The sequence below is a fragment of the Candidatus Zixiibacteriota bacterium genome (assembly GCA_040753495.1).
Taxonomy (GTDB): domain Bacteria; phylum Zixibacteria; class MSB-5A5; order GN15; family PGXB01; genus DYGG01.
In genome coordinates, this window is the sequence record JBFMEF010000056.1 from 1 (window position 1) to 17,673 (window position 17,673).

General features: G+C 51.0%; 15 protein-coding genes. 4 read left to right on the forward strand and 11 right to left on the reverse strand.

What is annotated here, in order from left to right:
* The 4 genes from AB1690_03550 to AB1690_03565 all read right to left on the reverse strand — a co-directional run.
* The coding region (locus AB1690_03550) for a hypothetical protein (GenBank protein ID MEW6014379.1) at positions 1-189 on the reverse strand (189 nt) is incomplete at its 3' end.
* Between the two features lie 58 nt (positions 190-247).
* Positions 248-1,471 (reverse strand): glycosyltransferase, encoded by a 1,224-nt coding sequence (locus AB1690_03555; GenBank protein ID MEW6014380.1) that lies wholly within the window; start codon positions 1,469-1,471, stop codon positions 248-250.
* A complete protein-coding gene (locus tag AB1690_03560) occupies positions 1,464-2,102 on the reverse strand; it encodes a DUF5752 family protein (GenBank protein MEW6014381.1) in 639 nt (212 codons plus the stop codon). Before AB1690_03560 ends, AB1690_03555 begins: the two co-directional genes overlap by 8 nt.
* Positions 2,099-4,300, reverse strand: coding sequence for a bifunctional alpha,alpha-trehalose-phosphate synthase (UDP-forming)/trehalose-phosphatase (locus AB1690_03565; GenBank protein MEW6014382.1), 2,202 nt, complete (start codon positions 4,298-4,300; stop codon positions 2,099-2,101). The genes AB1690_03560 and AB1690_03565 overlap by 4 nt, the downstream gene beginning before the upstream one ends.
* Before the next feature lie 408 nt (positions 4,301-4,708).
* Here AB1690_03565 and AB1690_03570 point away from each other — a divergent pair, with 408 nt between their 5' ends.
* Positions 4,709-5,308 carry a hypothetical protein gene (locus AB1690_03570; GenBank protein MEW6014383.1) on the forward strand — a complete coding sequence of 200 codons (600 nt, stop codon included), beginning with the start codon at positions 4,709-4,711 and terminating at the stop codon, positions 5,306-5,308.
* A complete protein-coding gene (locus AB1690_03575; GenBank protein MEW6014384.1) occupies positions 5,305-5,499 on the forward strand; it encodes a hypothetical protein in 195 nt (64 codons plus the stop codon). Before AB1690_03570 ends, AB1690_03575 begins: the two co-directional genes overlap by 4 nt.
* A 705-nt stretch (positions 5,500-6,204) precedes the next feature.
* Here AB1690_03575 and AB1690_03580 read toward each other — a convergent pair.
* A complete protein-coding gene (locus AB1690_03580) occupies positions 6,205-6,492 on the reverse strand; it encodes a hypothetical protein (GenBank protein ID MEW6014385.1) in 288 nt (95 codons plus the stop codon).
* A 138-nt stretch (positions 6,493-6,630) separates the two neighbouring features.
* Here AB1690_03580 and AB1690_03585 point away from each other — a divergent pair, with 138 nt between their 5' ends.
* Positions 6,631-8,295 (forward strand): hypothetical protein, encoded by a 1,665-nt coding sequence (locus AB1690_03585; GenBank protein ID MEW6014386.1) that lies wholly within the window; start codon positions 6,631-6,633, stop codon positions 8,293-8,295.
* A 314-nt stretch (positions 8,296-8,609) separates the two neighbouring features.
* Here the strand turns inward: AB1690_03585 and AB1690_03590 are convergent, their stop codons facing one another.
* The 6 genes from AB1690_03590 to AB1690_03615 all read right to left on the reverse strand — a co-directional run bounded on the left by AB1690_03590 (position 8,610) and on the right by AB1690_03615 (position 15,383).
* Positions 8,610-9,251, reverse strand: coding sequence for a hypothetical protein (locus AB1690_03590; GenBank protein MEW6014387.1), 642 nt, complete (start codon positions 9,249-9,251; stop codon positions 8,610-8,612).
* 36 nt (positions 9,252-9,287) lie between these two features.
* Entirely contained in the window at positions 9,288-10,343 is a 1,056-nt protein-coding gene (locus tag AB1690_03595) for a DUF262 domain-containing protein (protein MEW6014388.1), read from the reverse strand.
* Between the two features lie 64 nt (positions 10,344-10,407).
* The gene (gene gyrA, locus AB1690_03600; GenBank protein MEW6014389.1) at positions 10,408-12,834 is read right to left on the reverse strand and encodes a DNA gyrase subunit A; all 2,427 of its coding nucleotides are present in this window, start codon (positions 12,832-12,834) and stop codon (positions 10,408-10,410) included.
* A 567-nt stretch (positions 12,835-13,401) separates the two neighbouring features.
* Entirely contained in the window at positions 13,402-13,926 is a 525-nt protein-coding gene (locus tag AB1690_03605) for an ECF transporter S component (GenBank protein MEW6014390.1), read from the reverse strand.
* Entirely contained in the window at positions 13,923-14,519 is a 597-nt protein-coding gene (locus tag AB1690_03610; protein ID MEW6014391.1) for a methyltransferase domain-containing protein, read from the reverse strand. The genes AB1690_03605 and AB1690_03610 overlap by 4 nt, the downstream gene beginning before the upstream one ends.
* 24 nt (positions 14,520-14,543) lie before the next feature.
* Positions 14,544-15,383 carry a site-specific DNA-methyltransferase gene (locus tag AB1690_03615; protein MEW6014392.1) on the reverse strand — a complete coding sequence of 280 codons (840 nt, stop codon included), beginning with the start codon at positions 15,381-15,383 and terminating at the stop codon, positions 14,544-14,546.
* 483 nt (positions 15,384-15,866) lie between these two features.
* Between AB1690_03615 and uvrA the strand changes: the two genes are divergently transcribed.
* Positions 15,867-17,673, forward strand: a 1,807-nt coding sequence (uvrA, locus tag AB1690_03620) for an excinuclease ABC subunit UvrA (GenBank protein MEW6014393.1), incomplete at its 3' end; no start/stop codon positions are given.

The following is a 17,673-nucleotide window of genomic DNA, read 5'->3' on the forward strand; positions in this document are numbered from 1 at the left end:
AATGGTGATGGAGTCAACTCTGGGGCCATTGAGTTCAGGTGCGGTTGCTTTATCGGTACAGCCTGGCAGCAGCAAAATGAACAGAAGCAAAAATCCGGAAATCGGCATGCCGATGCCGGGTATGGTCTTAGGGTGCGGAAACCGGAAAGTTGTCATTTTCACGGCGATAATATATAAAAATCCGCCCAAAAGTCAAAAGCCTCATAAATGTCCGCTCGATTTTGCGCTGGTGACTCCCGTTTCGGTGTCATTGCAGATAGATTATATCCCCCTCATGAAAGAGGGCGATAAAAAGAAGCAGATAGTCGCGGATATGCCGGGTAATCAGGTAATTGTTTCGGATATGCTCCCGTCCGTTGGCGCCCAATCTGGCGGCGTATTTCGGTTCATTGAGAAGTTGTTTCAGGAAATGGGCGGTCCCTTCTTTTGAGTAGGTTAAAATTCCGGAGTATTTGTGGGCAATCTGAAGGGGAATGCCGCCGACGGCGGAGGCGATGACCGGTCGCCCTTTCCAGAGGGCTTCCGCCACCGTCAAGCCGAATCCTTCCCGGAGCGATTTTTGCAGCACCACGGCGGAGGCGCGCTGGAGGGCGTTGATTTCAATGTCGCTGGAGGGGGGAAGAAACAAGATATGAATATCGGGGTCGTCGGCCGCGGCCGTTTTGACTTCTTCCAGGACCTGCATTCCTTCCGGGTCATCGGTGGCGCCGCCGCCCGCCAAAACCAACTGACAATCGACATTTTTCTTTGCCATTTTATAGACGTCTATGACACCGACCGGGTCCTTAAGATAATCAAAGCGCGATATCTGTGTAACGACAGGGCGACTGCGGTCAAGATTATATCGTTCCAGAATGGAGTCAATCTGCTCCTGGGGCAGGTCCTTATTTTTGTCGCTTAATGGGTCAATGGAAGGAGAAATAAGCGCTTGCGGAATATTCAGTTTTCGGGAAAATGCCGGCGCCGAGAACACGGCGGAATCATACTGATTAATGTACGCCTCGAGAAACTGAATTACCTGCGGGTCAGGGTGAGTGAAATCGATATGGCAGCGCCAGACCCATTTTCTGCCGAGTTCCTTCTTTCTCTCTATCAATCCAATCGGCTGGGGGTCGTGGACAAAAACCACATCGCCGTACCGCTCCAGTTCAGCAGCATTCTGACGGTTAACCTGGAGGAAGAATTCGAAATCGTCATCAGTAAGAACCGCCCGGGCGCCGTGCAGGGCGTTATGCATTTTCTTAGTAATCTCAAAAAATCTCTCATTCCCTTTGATGACGTCCCAGTGGGCATCAACGCCAAACTGGCGCAGAAGCGGTATCATCCGGGAAAGAATTTCGGCCACTCCCCCGCCGACGGCGGTGGAGTTAATGTTCTGAATCATCTTGCCTTTGAGGCTGCCGGCAAGAATATACAGCTCGTCAATGGTGCTCTGGCCTACAATAGGGATATATTCGGCAATATCAGGCATAACGACTCACCAGTTTGATTATTCTGTCGCGCAACCCCTCCAGGGTAATGGTGTACGGGTCGAGGCGCGAAAGTTCCGCGGCAAGTTTATCTTTTCCCAGACCCTGGAACCAGAGGGTAAAGTCGTTGCCGTTGTTTTTCAGGCGGAGCCGGGCTTCAAAAACGTGAAAATAGATGGAATTAATACTGACCTTTTGCAGGGCTTCGAGAAACTCGGCGGCATCGTGTGCCATATAAGGAGTGGGTGTGATAACCGTAACACAACTGACGAAATGGAATTCATGCCCTTCCGGCGCCTGCGCCATATATCCCCCCCTGGCAAGATAACCGGAAAGAACCGTTTCAAGACGCTGCCGCAGATGTTCCAAATCGCGAAACTGGATGACATCGACACTGGCGAGCGCTTCACCCCACTCCTGCATCCCCAGAATACTGGTCAGCCAGTAAGCAAAGTCATTGGGGGGTTCGGGAGAGAGGTAGTGATGCTGCTGGAGGAAGCGATGGGTATGATAGTATATGGATGAAACCGGAACGGTTCTGATTCCTTCCAGTAGTTCCACCGGATTCCTTGCCTTCATACCGAGGAGGCGCACCAGATGCGCCTGAGTATAAAAATGAAACGGCTCGCTCATCGAATCATCTCCTCAATCAGGTCTCGGACTTCAAGATAGTTATACAAATTATAGCGGGCATAGGACTGAGTTACGCCTACCCGAATTGAATAAGCGCTCTCCGGAAGGACGCGGAAAAGGTCTTCATCGGTCCAATCGTCGCCGACCGCTATGATAAAGTCATACGTTCGACGGGACAGGATATCTTTGGCGGCAACTCCCTTATTTATGCCGGCGTTGCGCACTTCGATAACCCTGTTTCCGGGTATTACCTGGACATCGATGTTAGCCGTCAGATGAACCAGGTCGTCAAGCAGCTCCTTTGCCGACATTGACGCCTGTTCCGGGTCGGCGTTGCGGTAATGCCAGGCGACGGAAAATTCCTTCCGCTCAACAAAGGAACCGGGCACCCGGTCGGAGTAGATTTCGAGAATTGGCTGAATGTGGGAAATCCAATCTTCGGCAAGGGGGCGGATTTTGAGCCACTCTTTGCCCGGCTCTTTAATCCAGGCGCCATGCTCGGCGACCAGAATCATTGGAAATTTTCCAAACCATCGCTCCATTGTTTCCCGGTCGCGTCCGCTGATAAGAGCGACAACGGTGCCGGGCTGACGGCAGAGGGAGTCAAGCATCCGCTCCAGGGCGGTATCCGGTTTCACCCGCGCCGGGTCGGAGGCAAAGGGAACGAGGGTGCCGTCATAATCGAGAAAGATAATTTTGGATGAAGCCCGACGGAACTCTTCGACCAATTTGCTGCCGATATGACGTCGCAGCAGACGGGCTTCGAATTGCGCCTGGCTGTCGCGGACAGAGACAACCTCCTGAATGAATTCATCAGCCCAGCGCACAACGTCATAACGCTGAAGGCGCTTCTGCATTAAACCAATGCGCCTCTTCTGCTCTTCAGGCGGAATCTCAAGCGCCGTTTTCAATGCCTGGGCGATTTCGGCGGTATTGTAAGGATTTATAATAACCGCCTCCCCCAGTTCCTTGGCGGCGCCGGCCATCTCACTTAAAATAAGCACGCCCGTCCGGTCGGTTCGAGCGGCGATGTACTCTTTGGCGATAAGGTTCATCCCATCTCGCAGAGGCGTGATGAGGGCGACATCCGACTCGCTGTACAGCGCGGCAAGAGAATCCAGAGACAGAAAGCGGTACTGATAGAGAATCGGCGTCCATTCGAAACTTCCGAAGCGCCCGTTAATCTTGCCGATCAGTTCATCGATTTGACGTTTCATCTTTTGATAGTGCTCTACGCCGATGCGCGACGGCACCACCACCATCGCCAGCACCACCAGTTTATGCCATTGGGGATTGCGGGTCAGGAATTCTTCGTACCCCAGGAGACGGTTGAGAATGCCTTTGGTATAATCGAGACGGTCTATGGAGAGAATTATCCGCTGATTGGCAAATCGCTGGCGCAATTCTCTTTTTTCTTCCTGCGCTCGTGGATGGGAAACCGCCTCGCTGTACTTTTTGTATTCGATGCCCATCGGAAAAGTTGCCGCTCGGACCATCCGATTGCCGACAAACATCTGGCCAATGTTATGTTCAATGCCCAGCAGGCGCAGGACTGTGCGGAGAAAATTCTGCGTATATTCATGGGTATGGAACCCGATCAGGTCGGCGCCAAGAAGCCCTTCAATGATTTCCCGCCGCCAGATATTCGGCAGAGTGCGATAAATCTCGAACGACGGAAACGGAATATGGAGGAAAAAACCGATAGCGGCGGAATCAGATTTTTTGCGGAGCATTTGAGGAAGCAACATCAGATGATAGTCATGAATCCAGACGAGGTCATTCGGCCGGACAATCTTAAGGAGACTTTCGCAGAAAATTTCATTTACCTTTTTGTACCCCTGCCAGTAATCTTCATCATAGGCGGTAAAGGATGGAAAATAATGAAAGAGGGGCCAGATAGTTTTATTGCAGAAGCCGTGGTAGAAGAGGTCCATCTCTTCATTGGAAAGAAAGACCGGAATATATTTGAATTCCGCTTCAAGATGTCGCGCCAGGTCTTTGCGGTCATTTTCTTCCACCGTCATGCCGGGCCATCCGACCCAGTAGTGCTCAATTTTTTGTTGGGTCGAGGCTCTATCCAGGTCGAGATAGGCGCTGATTCCCGAGACCAGACCTCCGGCGCTCTGCTGGAGATTAAGTTTTCCGCCGCGGCGATTAATAGTAACCGGCAGGCGATTGGAAACGATAATAAGCCTCATATTGTCTCCAATGCGACGGGGTTGGAATGCCAATCCGCCCCTCGCAATAAGTCTCTTGAGAGCGATTCCGCCGAAGCGGAACTGGCTCATCTTGCCCCTTATAATATTCCGCCAGAGACAGCGATACCCGGCGAGAAAGACGGCGGATTACTTTCAGTATATAATCATTTCGCCCATCGGGCAAGTAAAAACCGCTCTAAGATTCCTGAAAAATGAAGACAACATTTATCGATAATAGTTCGCCCGAAAAAATCTAAGAAAGAAAAAGCGGATATTCGGAGAGCCTTTTCAATAAACTCCTTGACAGGATAAGTCGAGTTCCGCTATCTTTGCCTGTCGGCGATTTCAGAGCATATTCAATAACAGCCGGGACAGGCGATGTTCAAGAGATTTTAAGATTCGATTTCAATGAGCAGTAACCCGCGTCAGAGTAGAGCCGTCATAATACTTCTGGTCATTGTGGTCCTGATGGCGGCGGAGATTTTCTATCTGTCATATCAGAACAGCAAGTTGCGGGCGATGATTGATGACCCCTCGCGTTTGTTGCGAACGCTCAATCCCGATGACGCCGTCCCTTCGGTGCGGACGCAGGATATCAACGGCGTTGATTTTTCGCTCCGGTTCGGTCCCGAGGAACCGGCGACATTGCTTCTCTGGTTTTCCCCCGGCTGCAGTCACTGCGAAAGCAACTTTGAGTACTGGGAGAAGATTTATCAGCGGCATGATGATACCCGTCTGCGGATGGCCGGCTTTTGCGCCGGCAATTTTGACGAAGCGCGGCAGCTGGCGATGGAGCGCGATATCAAATATCCGGTGCTGGCGGTGACTGACCCGTACATCACCGAAACGTTCAAAGGAAATGTCCTGCCGCAGACGGTGCTGATTTCGCCGGAGGGGATTATCAAGAGAGTCTGGCCCGGAGAGCATGACGACCAGGCACGATTAGAGATAGATTCTGCCCTGGTTTCACTTTCGGCATTTAAGAATCAAGGAGGTGAGAGCAAGTGAGAGTATTGCGGAAGATGAAAGCGGTGGTGCTGATGCTGGCATTGGTGGCGCTTTTTGCCGGCGCTTTTACTATCACAACCACCAGCACCGTCACGGCGCGTCCCAGTTGCTGTATCTGGGTGATGTACTGCACCGTAACGCCCCCGATTGTCTGTTGGGAAGTCTGTAAGCCGGTGCCATGTCCTAAATGAGATAGGACTCACCGCCAAACGAAATCAAAGGACGCCTTTGGGGCGTCCTTTTTTGTTCCGAGCCGTGGTTGGGGTATGTCAAAATCCCCCCGAGCCTCGTGTGTGGGGTAGGTCAAAATCCCCCCGAACCATCTGGACATGACGAGGCGCGAGTGGGGGTTTTGACAATTACGGTGCGGGGAGGGATGTCAAGACCGCTCGACCGACAGGAGAAGCGCCAAGCGGGTCGAGGAGATTGAGCTACTTTGGCTGGGTCCTGGATTCCCGCCTGCGCGGGAATGACATTAAAGAGAACGGGGTTCTCTTTACGCTGGTGGAATTGCCGAGGGTCAAGCGGCCGAGTAGGTCAAAATCCCCCCGAACCTCGTGTGCATGACGAGGCGCGAGTGGGGGTTTTGATATTCTTCCGCAGGGGCGAACCCTCGCGTTCGCCCATTGTTGAATTCATCCTCCGTACGAAACGGGGAATGATTTCGGGTCGACACGCGGGTCGACCCCTACATCCAGTTGCGTCAGTTCTTAGGTTCGAATCTTTTCGAAGCGTGAACTGACGCGACAATCGGTCACGTCGGTCAAAATCCTCCCGAGCCTTGTGTGCATGACGAGGCGCGAGTGGGGGTTTTGACAATGACAGGTTCGGAGATTACGGCGGGGCTGTTCGCCCCGGGCGAATCACGCAGTGAAAGATCCGCCGCCCACTGTTTGTCAGGGTTGCGGGGAGTTCGACCTCTGCGAGCGGAAGACGAAGAAAAGGACAGTCGTGATTACGGCAAGGAGAATGATTTCAAGAGCCAAAAGCTCCCTGTAAATGAAGACCGACATCATTCTATCCTGCGGCGGTGAGAAAATGATATGGTATCCGATAAATTCGGCGGCGCCGATCTCGAGGTCGCCGATATTCCCTTTGATGCCCGACTGCCAGGGGGGAAAGAGAAAGGCCGCGGCAAGCATGAGGCAGGCGGCAATCAGAAGTCCTTTTTGGCGCTTGTTCATATTCAATAATACGATAAGAGTATTTAGCGGTTTGGGCAAGGAGATTGTACCTTTCAAATTCAGTTTTGACTTGACATAAATGCATGATATAGGGAAATTTGGGAAGGAGATTCAACCTTTCATTCACGAGGAAGAGATATGTGCAAGGCAAGGCATTTCTTCACGGCAATGCTTCTGGCGGTGCTAATGTTACCGCTATCGGCGGCCGGCGAAATCGGATTCAAGATTACCGATTACAAGCCGGATGTATTCAGAGACAAGCAACTATATGTAACCGGCAGTTTCAGTCACCAGGATCAGGACCAGAAATACGATTATACAATTGTCCCTTATGACACCTATTCCTTGTACCAGTACGAATATAAGCCTACGAACAGTTCCGGCAGTCTCGCAGCATATTATGCATATACATATCAGGATTTACAGAAGTACCTGATGTTCAGCGTGACCGGGAACGCTTCATATGGCAGGCAAAAGTCCGCTACGAATTCCGTCAGTGAATATCCTAATTCCTACCTAGGGAACTCGAAGAACGAGTCGGAATATGAGTGGTACTTTTATTCAATTTACCCGAATTTCGGAGCACGAAAGTATATTAAGGGGGATTTTTCCCTCTATTTCAGCGCCAGCGGCGCTTACAATATGTACGATTACCAGAAGTATCAAAACGGAAGTGAATACAGTTATCTGTATTATCCTGATGCACAGGGGTATGTCACTGATAATTACAGTAAGAGCGAATCGCGGCAGCCGTATGATTCCAGGTCGTATAACATATATCTGTCGGCCGGGCCGAATTGGGGGAGGACGTATACCGGAAGGTTCGCCGCTACGGCAATATATATAATCGAGGAGCTGCAGAAGAATAACCTGCTAAAGGCGGAGCCGACGCAGGAGCAGATGCTGCATCTTTGCGAACTGGTCTATAAGAACAAACTGCTACATGCCATTGATTCCCGCATCAGGCTTATCGAGTCGATGCAGGAAATTCTGGATTACCTGGCGGGTGAAGGGATAGTCAAAAACGACCAATCGATGACTTATCTATTAACCAGCGATGTCTGGTCATACTTCTCGTCAGTCGGGCGGGATTTCGGATTCATGTTGAGGCTGGCCGGGGGAGTAGAGCTGGAAGGGTATGGTCAGGACACCAAATATCTGTACACGTCCAGGACATTGTACGAGCATTACCATGTCGATACGGCTGACGTAATTGACACCACTTATAATTACAGCTCATCTCAGAAGTACGAAATTGACCGGAAGAGAACTTCAACCTTGCCGTATTTATTGTTTTCGGCATCATATTCCAAGCCGCTGAATATGAAATGGCATTATTACTTATCATTGAACTTGCAGTATTATATCGGGGGGAAGGCTAATCAGGAAGCGGAATATATCTATGTTGACCCGTCGGACACGACCAAGTTGGGGGAAACGGAATTTGAGTTCGAGAATTTCTATATGGCGTCGACCGGCGCTACGTTCTATTACATTCCGAATACCCGCACCACGGTCATGATGTACGGCACGCTCGGTTACGGCGGGTTTGACCGGACGGATACGGAAACGGAAAAAACTGGCGGAGATGAGAGGGAGAGGGTGGTCAGGAAGTTCTCATATGATGATATGGTACTGCTCCTCAGGCTGACGGCGACGTACCGGATAACGATACCGACTTATGTGAATCTGAGCATTGAATATACCAACGGGTATCAGCCGCGGAATGTTTTCATATCGTACAATGATTTTGAGTATGAGGCGCTTTATTTGAGCGGGAGTGTGACGCATTACCTGTTTTAGAGGACGGCTTGAGAAGAAAAAGCCCGGACGGTGGTTCGGGCTTTTTTTATGGGGCGAACCGGTGCGTTCGCCCATGGTTGGAATCATCCCCCGATAGATACGGGGATGATTCTGGGTCGACACGCGGGTCGACCCCTACTTACCGGCTGCGTCAGCCGAGTAGGTCAAAATCCCCCCGAGCCTTGTGTGCATGACGAGGTGCGAGTGGGGGTTTTGACAATCAAAGATTTTGATGGCGGCGGGTCGGAAGAGCCGCCGGGCAGGGGACGGGCAGATGAAGGACTCCGCTTAAGGCGGAGCCGCGCACATTGAATTCAAGGTGCAACTGCAATACTAGCGGCAATTAGACTATTTGCATAGTATTGGATATATGACAAATTTGATAAAGATATATTATGGTTGATGCTTCTGAGAAATCGACCAGGGGTCATACCGCGAGGTAGATAGCCAATCTCGCGACGTATAAGTATTTTGAACTGTGTCTTCACATAAGCAGACCTATGCGCAAATCGGTTTCTTACCGTTTCCACATCAGATATGATTTGGCGCACTGAACCGACAGCTGTGAAGTAAGGTTCCCCATTTTGAAAGTATTGCTGCGCTTTCGATATAGTGCTGTTAGCATTCCATTTTAAATACTGCTGTCCAGCAAGCAAATTCCTGTGAGCATCTGCAATTGATTGATACTTAGGCTGGGACAGAACAGGCATGTAACCACTCGGACCGCACGCACCACACATGTATCTTGTGAAGGTGTTTTCCAAAAAGTCTTCCCAAGCCTGATAGATGAACAAAAGACTCGCACCTGCAATCAACTCCACTCTTCGGATACCTATTGATTTGAAACCGATACCGCTTGGTTCCCTAAACTGTTCCGCAAAGGAGACTAAGTTGAGATAATCGCTAACTAGGCGATGAAATTCAATCAGTACGGCTTGGTTTGAAATTCCAGGCATGGTGAATAGGATGATACGAGAAACATTACTCTCAGATTAGACTCGCTTCCTAGCTAAGATGACATAATCCCAAATGAAATCGTGGCGAATTTTGCGAGTCCTGGCATCAGCAGTACTATATTTTGATGCCTTAACGAATTCAGGGTGCCTTTCTTCAAGAACGCCAGAGTCCAGATACTTAGACAGGAGAAGTAATCTAGTCCTTATTTCTGATATCAAGCCTTGGTCAAATTTTTGTAACGGTCTTTTTGACTTCGGAAGCCCAAATCTGGCATCATAGAGCGATACAAATAGGGTGTAGAATAGTGGTATGCGTTGAAAAATAGTATTCTTCAATACGGAGCCAAGCAAATCGCCGATAGTATCGATAATTATCTCAAATTCCCTAGCCAGTCTGTCTTGCCCAGGGAATTCCTCTTCATATTTCGCATAGAATTCGTGCAAATCTTTGTGCTTAGTTACTCTTATACCGTCCAGCAACGTTACAATCAATGTGGAAACCAGTTCCGCGTCCGCCATTCGGGCAATTTGAGCATCGGAAAGAATCTTGTTTGTAGTCCAAAAAGAATTATGGGAGTAGGCAAGTTGATAAATAATGGTTTTAAAAGGACCAAAAAACTCTGCATTTCGCAATTCTTGATGGTTGAGTTTCACGGTGTAAGTATTCATACGAGCGAAGATGCTCAAGACTTCTGAATCGGAAACATCCTCCAGCAAATAAACAAGGAACTTGTAGCTGAGAAACTCACGTTGAACATCATGGGGCAGATCGCGGAAAGTCATACCAGCGAATTCCACATTGTGCATCTTCAAGATTGAAAAGTCACCTTTGATGAAACCGAGTACAGCCCTCAACCTCTGCTGACCATCGACTACCTCTCGCACTGATTTCTGTTGAACCGGGTCTGTCTTTAATCTAATGAAGACCGGTGGTATAGGCATTCCTCGGAGAATTGTGTCAATTAGGTACGACTTTGCTTTGGGGATCCAAATATCGCGCCTTTGGAACTTCGGAGCAATTATGAGTTGACCACTTGCATCCCATTCTAAGAAATCGCTGATAAGATATGGGGCACCGATTGGCTGTCTCATAGTGACCTCACTAATTTAAAATTTAGAAATTCTCAATTCCGTACCGCAATTTTAAAATACCCCCCTACTCCTCCTTCACCACCCGCGCCACATCCACCACTTTGTCGTCTTTGTCGAGGGAGATGAGGCGGACGCCCTGGGTGTTGCGGCCTATGACATTTATCGCCTTGACGCTCTGGCGGTTGGTGATACCTTTCTTGGTAATCAGAATCAGTTCATCATCGTCGAGGACTTCTTTTATGGCGACCACCTCGCCGTTGCGGTCGGTGGTCTTGATATTAATCACCCCTTTGCCGCCGCGGTTGGTGACACGGTAATCGTTGATGCTGGTGCGCTTGCCGTAGCCGTTCTCGCAGACAGTCAAAAGGGAGGCGTCGCGCTTGACCACCACCATGCCGATGACGTAGTCTTTGTTTTCGAGGGTGATGCCGCGGACGCCGTATGCGCCGCGCCCCATGGGGCGGATTTTTTCTTCGGGGAAGCGAATCGCCTGCCCCATGCGGGTGGCGAGGATGATTTCGAAGGTGCCGTCGGTGATAGCGGCCTCGATAAGTTCGTCCTCCTCCGGCAGGTCGGCGGCGTTGATGCCGACTTTGCGCGGATTGGAGAAGGCGTCAAGCGAAGTTTTCTTGACGGTGCCGTTGCGGGTCGCCATCACGACATATTTGTCGGAATCAAAGGTGCGGACTTTGCAGAAAGCGGTAATCTTCTCCCCTTCGCCGAGAGTGACCATATTGACAATCGGTTTTCCTTTGGCAAGACGTCCGCCGGTCGGAATCTCGTGCACCTTCACCCAGTAGCAGCGTCCTTTGTTGGAGAAGAAAAGAATATAATCGTGCGTCGAGGCGACAAAAAGATGCTCGGCGAAATCTTCTTCCTTGGTTTCGATGCCGATAACGCCTCGTCCGCCGCGGTTCTGGCGACGGTACATCGAGACCGAGAGCCGCTTGATATAGCCGGCGTGGGAGATAGTGATAGCCATATCTTCCTCGGCAATCAGGTCTTCGACGGTGAATTCTTCGGCGGCATCCTGAATTTCGGTGCGGCGGTCATCGCCATATTTTTTCTTGAGTTCGAGAAGTTCCTCTTTGATAATCGCCATCCGACGCGGTTTTGACTCCAGAATTCCTTTCAGTTCGGCGATTAACTTGATAGTGGCGAGATATTCCTCTTCGATTTTCTGGCGCTCCAGGCCGGTGAGACGGGCCAGGCGCATATCGAGGATGGCATTGGCCTGCTTTTCGGAGAGTTTGAAGCGGGTCATCAGCCCTTCGCGGGCGGTGGGAGTATCTTTTGATTTTTTAATCAGTTCGATGACGGCGTCGATATTGTCGAGGGCGATTTTGTACCCTTCGAGGATATGGGCGCGCTCTTCGGCTTTGTTCAAATCGAATTTGGTCCGGCGGACAACCACCTCGTGACGGTGAATCAGGAACTGCTCCATCATCTCTTTGAGCGAGAGGACCATCGGCACCCCGCCGACCAGGGTCAGCATCATAATGGCAAAAGTGGATTGCATCTGGGTATGTTTGAACAATTGATTGAGGACAATTTCAGGCTGGGCGTCGCGCTTGAGTTCGACCACGATACGCATGCCGTCACGGTCAGATTCATCGCGGAGGTCGGAGATGCCGTCAATCATCTTATCGCGCACCAGTTCGGCGATTCTCTCAAGGAGATTGGACTTGTTCACCTGAAAAGGGATTTCGGTGATAACAATAAAATCTCTTCCTGACTTCTGTTGCTCGATAGCGGCTTTGGCGCGGACCGAGAGTCGTCCTTTGCCGCTGCGGTAGGCTTCAATAATCCCCTGCCGTCCGGAGATGATGCCGCCGGTCGGAAAATCGGGACCGGGGACAAACTCCATCAGTTCGTCATTGGTGATTTCGGGATTGTCGATAAGAGCGGCGATACCGTCAACTATTTCGCCGAGATTATGCGGCGGGATATTGGATGCCATACCGACCGCGATACCGGAGGTGCCGTTGCAGAGGAGATTGGGGAATTTTCCGGGGAGGACGCGCGGCTCGGTGCGGGTTTCATCGTAGTTGGGCATCATATCAACAGTATCTTTTTCAAGGTCGGCAAGCATTTCCATCGCGATCGGCGTGAGACGGGCTTCAGTGTACCGCATGGCGGCGGCGCCATCGCCATCGATGGAGCCGAAATTCCCCTGCCCGTCAACCAGCGGGTAGCGCATGTTGAAATCCTGCGCCATTCGAACCAGTGTCGGATAGACCACCTGCTCGCCGTGGGGATGATAATTACCGGAGGTATCGCCGGCGATTTTGGCGCATTTACGATAGGGGCGTCCGGGCGAGAGATTGAGGTCGTTCATGGCGACAAGGATACGTCGATTGGATGGCTTGAGGCCATCACGGACATCCGGCAGAGCCCGGTTGGTGATGACCGACATGGAGTAATCGAGATATGAATTTTTCATCTCCTCTTCGAGGTAGATGGAGACGATTTTTTCGCGTTCGAGGGGCATTTTAGAATCCTTTATGCAGTAATATTTCTTATCATTTTTTTGAGGCGGAAAGAGCCGTAATCCGCTCTCAAATTTGACCCGGAAAGATAATATTTTTTATATGATTTGGCAATGAATTAAGGGGGATTTGTGATATGGCAAGATATTGGATGGTAAGGAGTTGCGATGGCGGCAAGGGATGTTTTTTATTGATGCGATTTAGCGGTCCGGAATCCGCCAGTGGCGGGTGATTCCGACTCTTCCGTCAGGTGAGACACCTGACGGCGCGGGAGAAGAATGATTCCGTCGGGAAAGATTCCCGACGGCGCACTAATGAGATTTTCGATAGCGCGTTAAATGAGATTCCCGACGGCGCACAAAAGGATTCCGTCGGGAAAGATTCCCGACGGAGCATAAAGAGTAGTATACCCGATGGCGCATCAATTGCATACCCGACGGCGCATCAATTGCATACCCGACGGCGCACAGATGAAACTCTCGATGGCGAAGAAGTAAGATTTACGACGACGCATAAACAGGCGGAAGGTCGGTAAGACCGGAATAGATTGAGAGTATTCTGGTCGGAGACTAATTAGCTCTTTGCGCTCGTTTGATGGCGGCGACCAGCGGTGGGATAATTATAATCTGCAGAATGACTCCGGGAAGACCTGTTACCACCGCGCCACCCGCGGCAAAAAACTGCATCGGTCCGTACGGCAATTCAATAAACAATCCCAGTATCACCAGGCCGAGAGCAAAAGCGAGCCGCCCGATGACCATGGCGATAAGAAGCGATAGATAGATATTCATCCCCATTTTTTTATAGGTCAATCCGGCGACAATACCATAGAGCGGCAACTCCAGAGTCATGAGCGGCACGGCATAAAGCGGCGGCATGCCGGTCAGAAGATGGGAGAGGACCGGCGCAAGCAGGCCGACAATGGCGCCGGCGGTAGCGCCGATGGTGAAGCCGCAAAGAAGGACCGGGATATGCATCGGGAGGAAAATTCGTCCGGCCACACCGAACTGATGAAAAGCGACCGGCAGGATAATTGTCAGGGCGAGATACAGGGCGATAAAGGAAATACGGCGGGGACCGAGCTTAACGGTCATATCTTCCGACCTGAAGCGTGGTACAACCCATGCTGGTCAACAATGTCGATTCTGTCGAAACCGGCGGAGCGGAACATCTCGTTCATCTTATCAGCAGAGGGCAAGACATCATGCGCCACCGGTCCGCCGGCATGATGATGATGTCTGGCAAGTTCCCGGCTTCCGAGAAGATGGATAATATGGAACGGCGCGCCCGGCTGGAGAACTCGCGCCACCTCCGCTATAACCCGCTCGGGATGAGCAAAATGAGCGAAGGAAGCGAAAGAGACCGCCAGGTGAAAATACCCGGACTGAAGCGGGAGCTGCTCGACATCGGCGTCAATGGCGAAACAGTTCCGGAAGGGGAAATTTTGAAGCGCCTTATGCGCCATGCGGGAGGAAAAATCAACCCCGACCACCATTCCGCTGTCGCCGACCCGACGTCGAATAATATCGAAGAGCACCCCTGTGCCGCATCCGAGGTCAACCACCCGGTTGCCCTCTTTCAGATTGAAGGTATCGATCAGGAAAGTGAGGAATTCGAGGTCTTCGGCGGTGAAATTCTTATCCCAGTCGTCGGCGAAAGACTCAAAATATTCTTTGCGGTCATTCATTGAGAAGGCAAAGATATTGAGGAGTTATCTTTTGTCAAGCGGTTTGTCGGCTGCCGCCTTTAACCTTTTCGCAGCTGTCTTTAGATAATACGGGTCAATTTCAAACCCGATGAAATTGACCTTCAATTTTTGGCAGGCAAGAGCGGTATTGCCGATTCCGGCGAAAGGGTCGAGCACGAGAAGGTCTTTCTTGGTTCCGTGGAGACGAATACAGTTCTCCGCCAGTTGCACGGGAAATGATGCCGGGTGAGGACGGTCATTGTTACGGCTCTGGATGGTTTCATACGGGATGAACCAGCAGTTGCCGCGGCAACGGACCTTTCTGTCGCCGTTTTTCCAGCGAGCGATATTGGATTTATCTTTATACGGAACCCCGAGCGCCAGCCGGTCCAGTCTGATGTCTCCGGTTTTGGTCAGATGAAAAATATATTCATGAGCGTCATTGAGGAAACGGGGGCTGTTGATCGGCTTGTAGTGCCCCACGTTGATATCGAACTTCCTGCCGTAACTCTCCGATTCGATATAGATTGATTTGACCCAGTGAATAGTGTTCTGCAGTCTGAATTCGGGGAGAAGCGCATTCAAGACCTGGAAAGGGAGTTCCGGCGAGGTCGGCTTGGAGCCGACATTCAGGAAAAGAGAGCCGGTTTCTTTGAGGACCCGCTTTATTTCTTTACCCCATTCGGCCATCCACTGAAGGTACTTTTGCCGCGGGATGGAATCGTCATACCGGCGGTATTTGACTCCGATATTATAGGGGGGAGAAGTTACAACAATATCGACCGACCGGGGGGACATCTCCCGCATGCCGATGAGGCAGTCCTGTGGGTGAAGCTGAATAGAGGGGGTTTCCGGGTGCATCATAAGATATAATTAATGAATAAAATGTCCTTTTAACAAGAGATGTGATACTCTTATCCCTTATTGTCAAGAGGAATCCCTTAGCGCAGGCAGGCGAGTCAAAAATCCTTCTCATTCCATTAATTCCGGAGGTAACGAACACTGCGGTAGGACCGGTCAAATATAGACGTTTTAAAGGGACCATGGTCATAAAACATCGTCAGTCGTCCTGCTTCACAATCATAAACTGCAGACGAGGGCGTCTGCAGGCACTTATAAGGGGAAGATTGCGGTTGCAGCGACAAGCATGCCCTGAGGCGCCGACCGTAGTGCGCTCCGGAATGCAGGCAGCGGCAGACGCGGAGGGGCTGAAATGCATAATGAGCAGTTGGGTGGCGAAATGTGATTCTCTATCTGCCTCAAAAAGGCTATTTAAAACTGCAAAAAATGATTAATCGCGCCGGAGAAATTGCAGTATATTATAAGTTACCCTTTTTGGGGAGAAATATGACAGAAACAGAATTTATTCATATAAAAGGCGCCCGCGAACATAATCTGAAGAATATCGACCTGAAGATTCCCCGCTATAAACTGGTGGTTATTACCGGTTTATCCGGTTCGGGGAAATCGTCACTGGCGTTCGATACCATTTACGCCGAGGGGCAGAGACGGTATGTCGAATCGCTCTCAGCCTATGCTCGTCAGTTTCTGGGATTGATGGAAAAACCGGATGTCGATTTTATCGAAGGGCTTTCGCCGGCGATTTCGATTGAGCAGAAGGGAGCTGCCAAGAACCCCCGTTCCACAGTCGGGACAGTGACGGAGGTTTACGATTACCTCCGATTGCTCTTTGCGCGCATTGGGGTACAGCACTGTGTTAAATGCGGGCGGCCTATTTCGCGCCAGACGGTTGAGCAGATTGTCGATGCCGCGCTCTCCTTTGAGGAGGGGTCGCGCTTGATGGTGATGGCGCCTCTGGTTCAGGGGCGCAAAGGGGAGCACAAGGATATCCTGGAGACGGCGCGGCGGGAAGGGTATGTGCGGCTACGGGTCGATGGCAATATTATCGAATCGGAAAGCGAAATCAAATTAGCCAAGAATGTCAAGCATACCATTGAAGTCATTGTCGACCGGCTGGTGGTGAAGAAATCATCGAGCAAACGTCTGGCCGATTCGGTCGAAACCGCGCTCAAGACAGGCGGCGGCGTGGTCATTATAAATATTAATGGCAAGGACCATCTATTCTCCGAGCAAGCCGCCTGTGTGCAGTGCGGAATCAGTTACGAAGAGCTGACGCCGAGAATTTTTTCTTTTAACTCTCCCTTTGGCGCCTGCCCGACCTGTTCCGGCCTGGGGCAGAAGATGGAAATCGACCCAGACTTAGTCGTGCCGAACCGGGCTCTTTCAATAAATCAGGGAGCGATTCATCCCTGGGGGGCGGAGATTTCCAACTGGTACCGGCATATGCTCAAAGGGGTGGCGCGCCATTACAATTTCAAGTTCAGCACGCCTTTTCAGGATTTGCCGCCCCGGGTGCAGGAGACAATATTGCACGGTTCCGGACGGGAGCAGATACAGTTTGAATATGAGTTTTCCAACGGTCGCGGCACCGGTGAATACCGCGGCTCCTATGAAGGAGTGATACCGCATCTGGAGCGACGTTACCGGCAGACGCAGTCGTCGGGAGTTCGCCAGTGGATAGAGCAGTATATGTCAATCTCCCCCTGCCCGGCCTGCAAGGGGGCGCGTCTCAAACCGGAAGCGCTGGCGGTGATTATCAATCGCGAGAATATTGAAACGGTGACGGAGATGTCAATCAAGCAGGCGCGGAGATTTTTTGAGGAACTGAAACTTACCAAGCGGCAGGAGCTGATTGCCCGTCAGATACTGAAGGAGATTCGGGAGCGACTTTCCTTTATGGATAATGTTGGACTCAGTTATCTTACTCTTGGCAGAGCGACCTCGACCCTTTCCGGCGGGGAATCACAGAGGATTCGTCTGGCGACCCAGATTGGCTCGCGGCTGGTCGGGGTGATGTATATCCTTGATGAGCCATCTATCGGGCTGCACCAGCGGGATAATCGAAAATTGCTGAATACCCTCACCGACCTGCGCGACCTGGGGAATACCGTTATTGTAGTAGAGCATGACCGGGAGACAATTGAATCGGCTGATTACGTGGTTGACTTGGGTCCCGGCGCGGGACAAATGGGAGGACGGGTGGTCGTCGCCGGCACTCCCGAACAGATAAGAAAGTGCCGCGAATCACTGACCGGGGCTTATCTGGCGGATAAAAGATGCATTCCGATTCCGA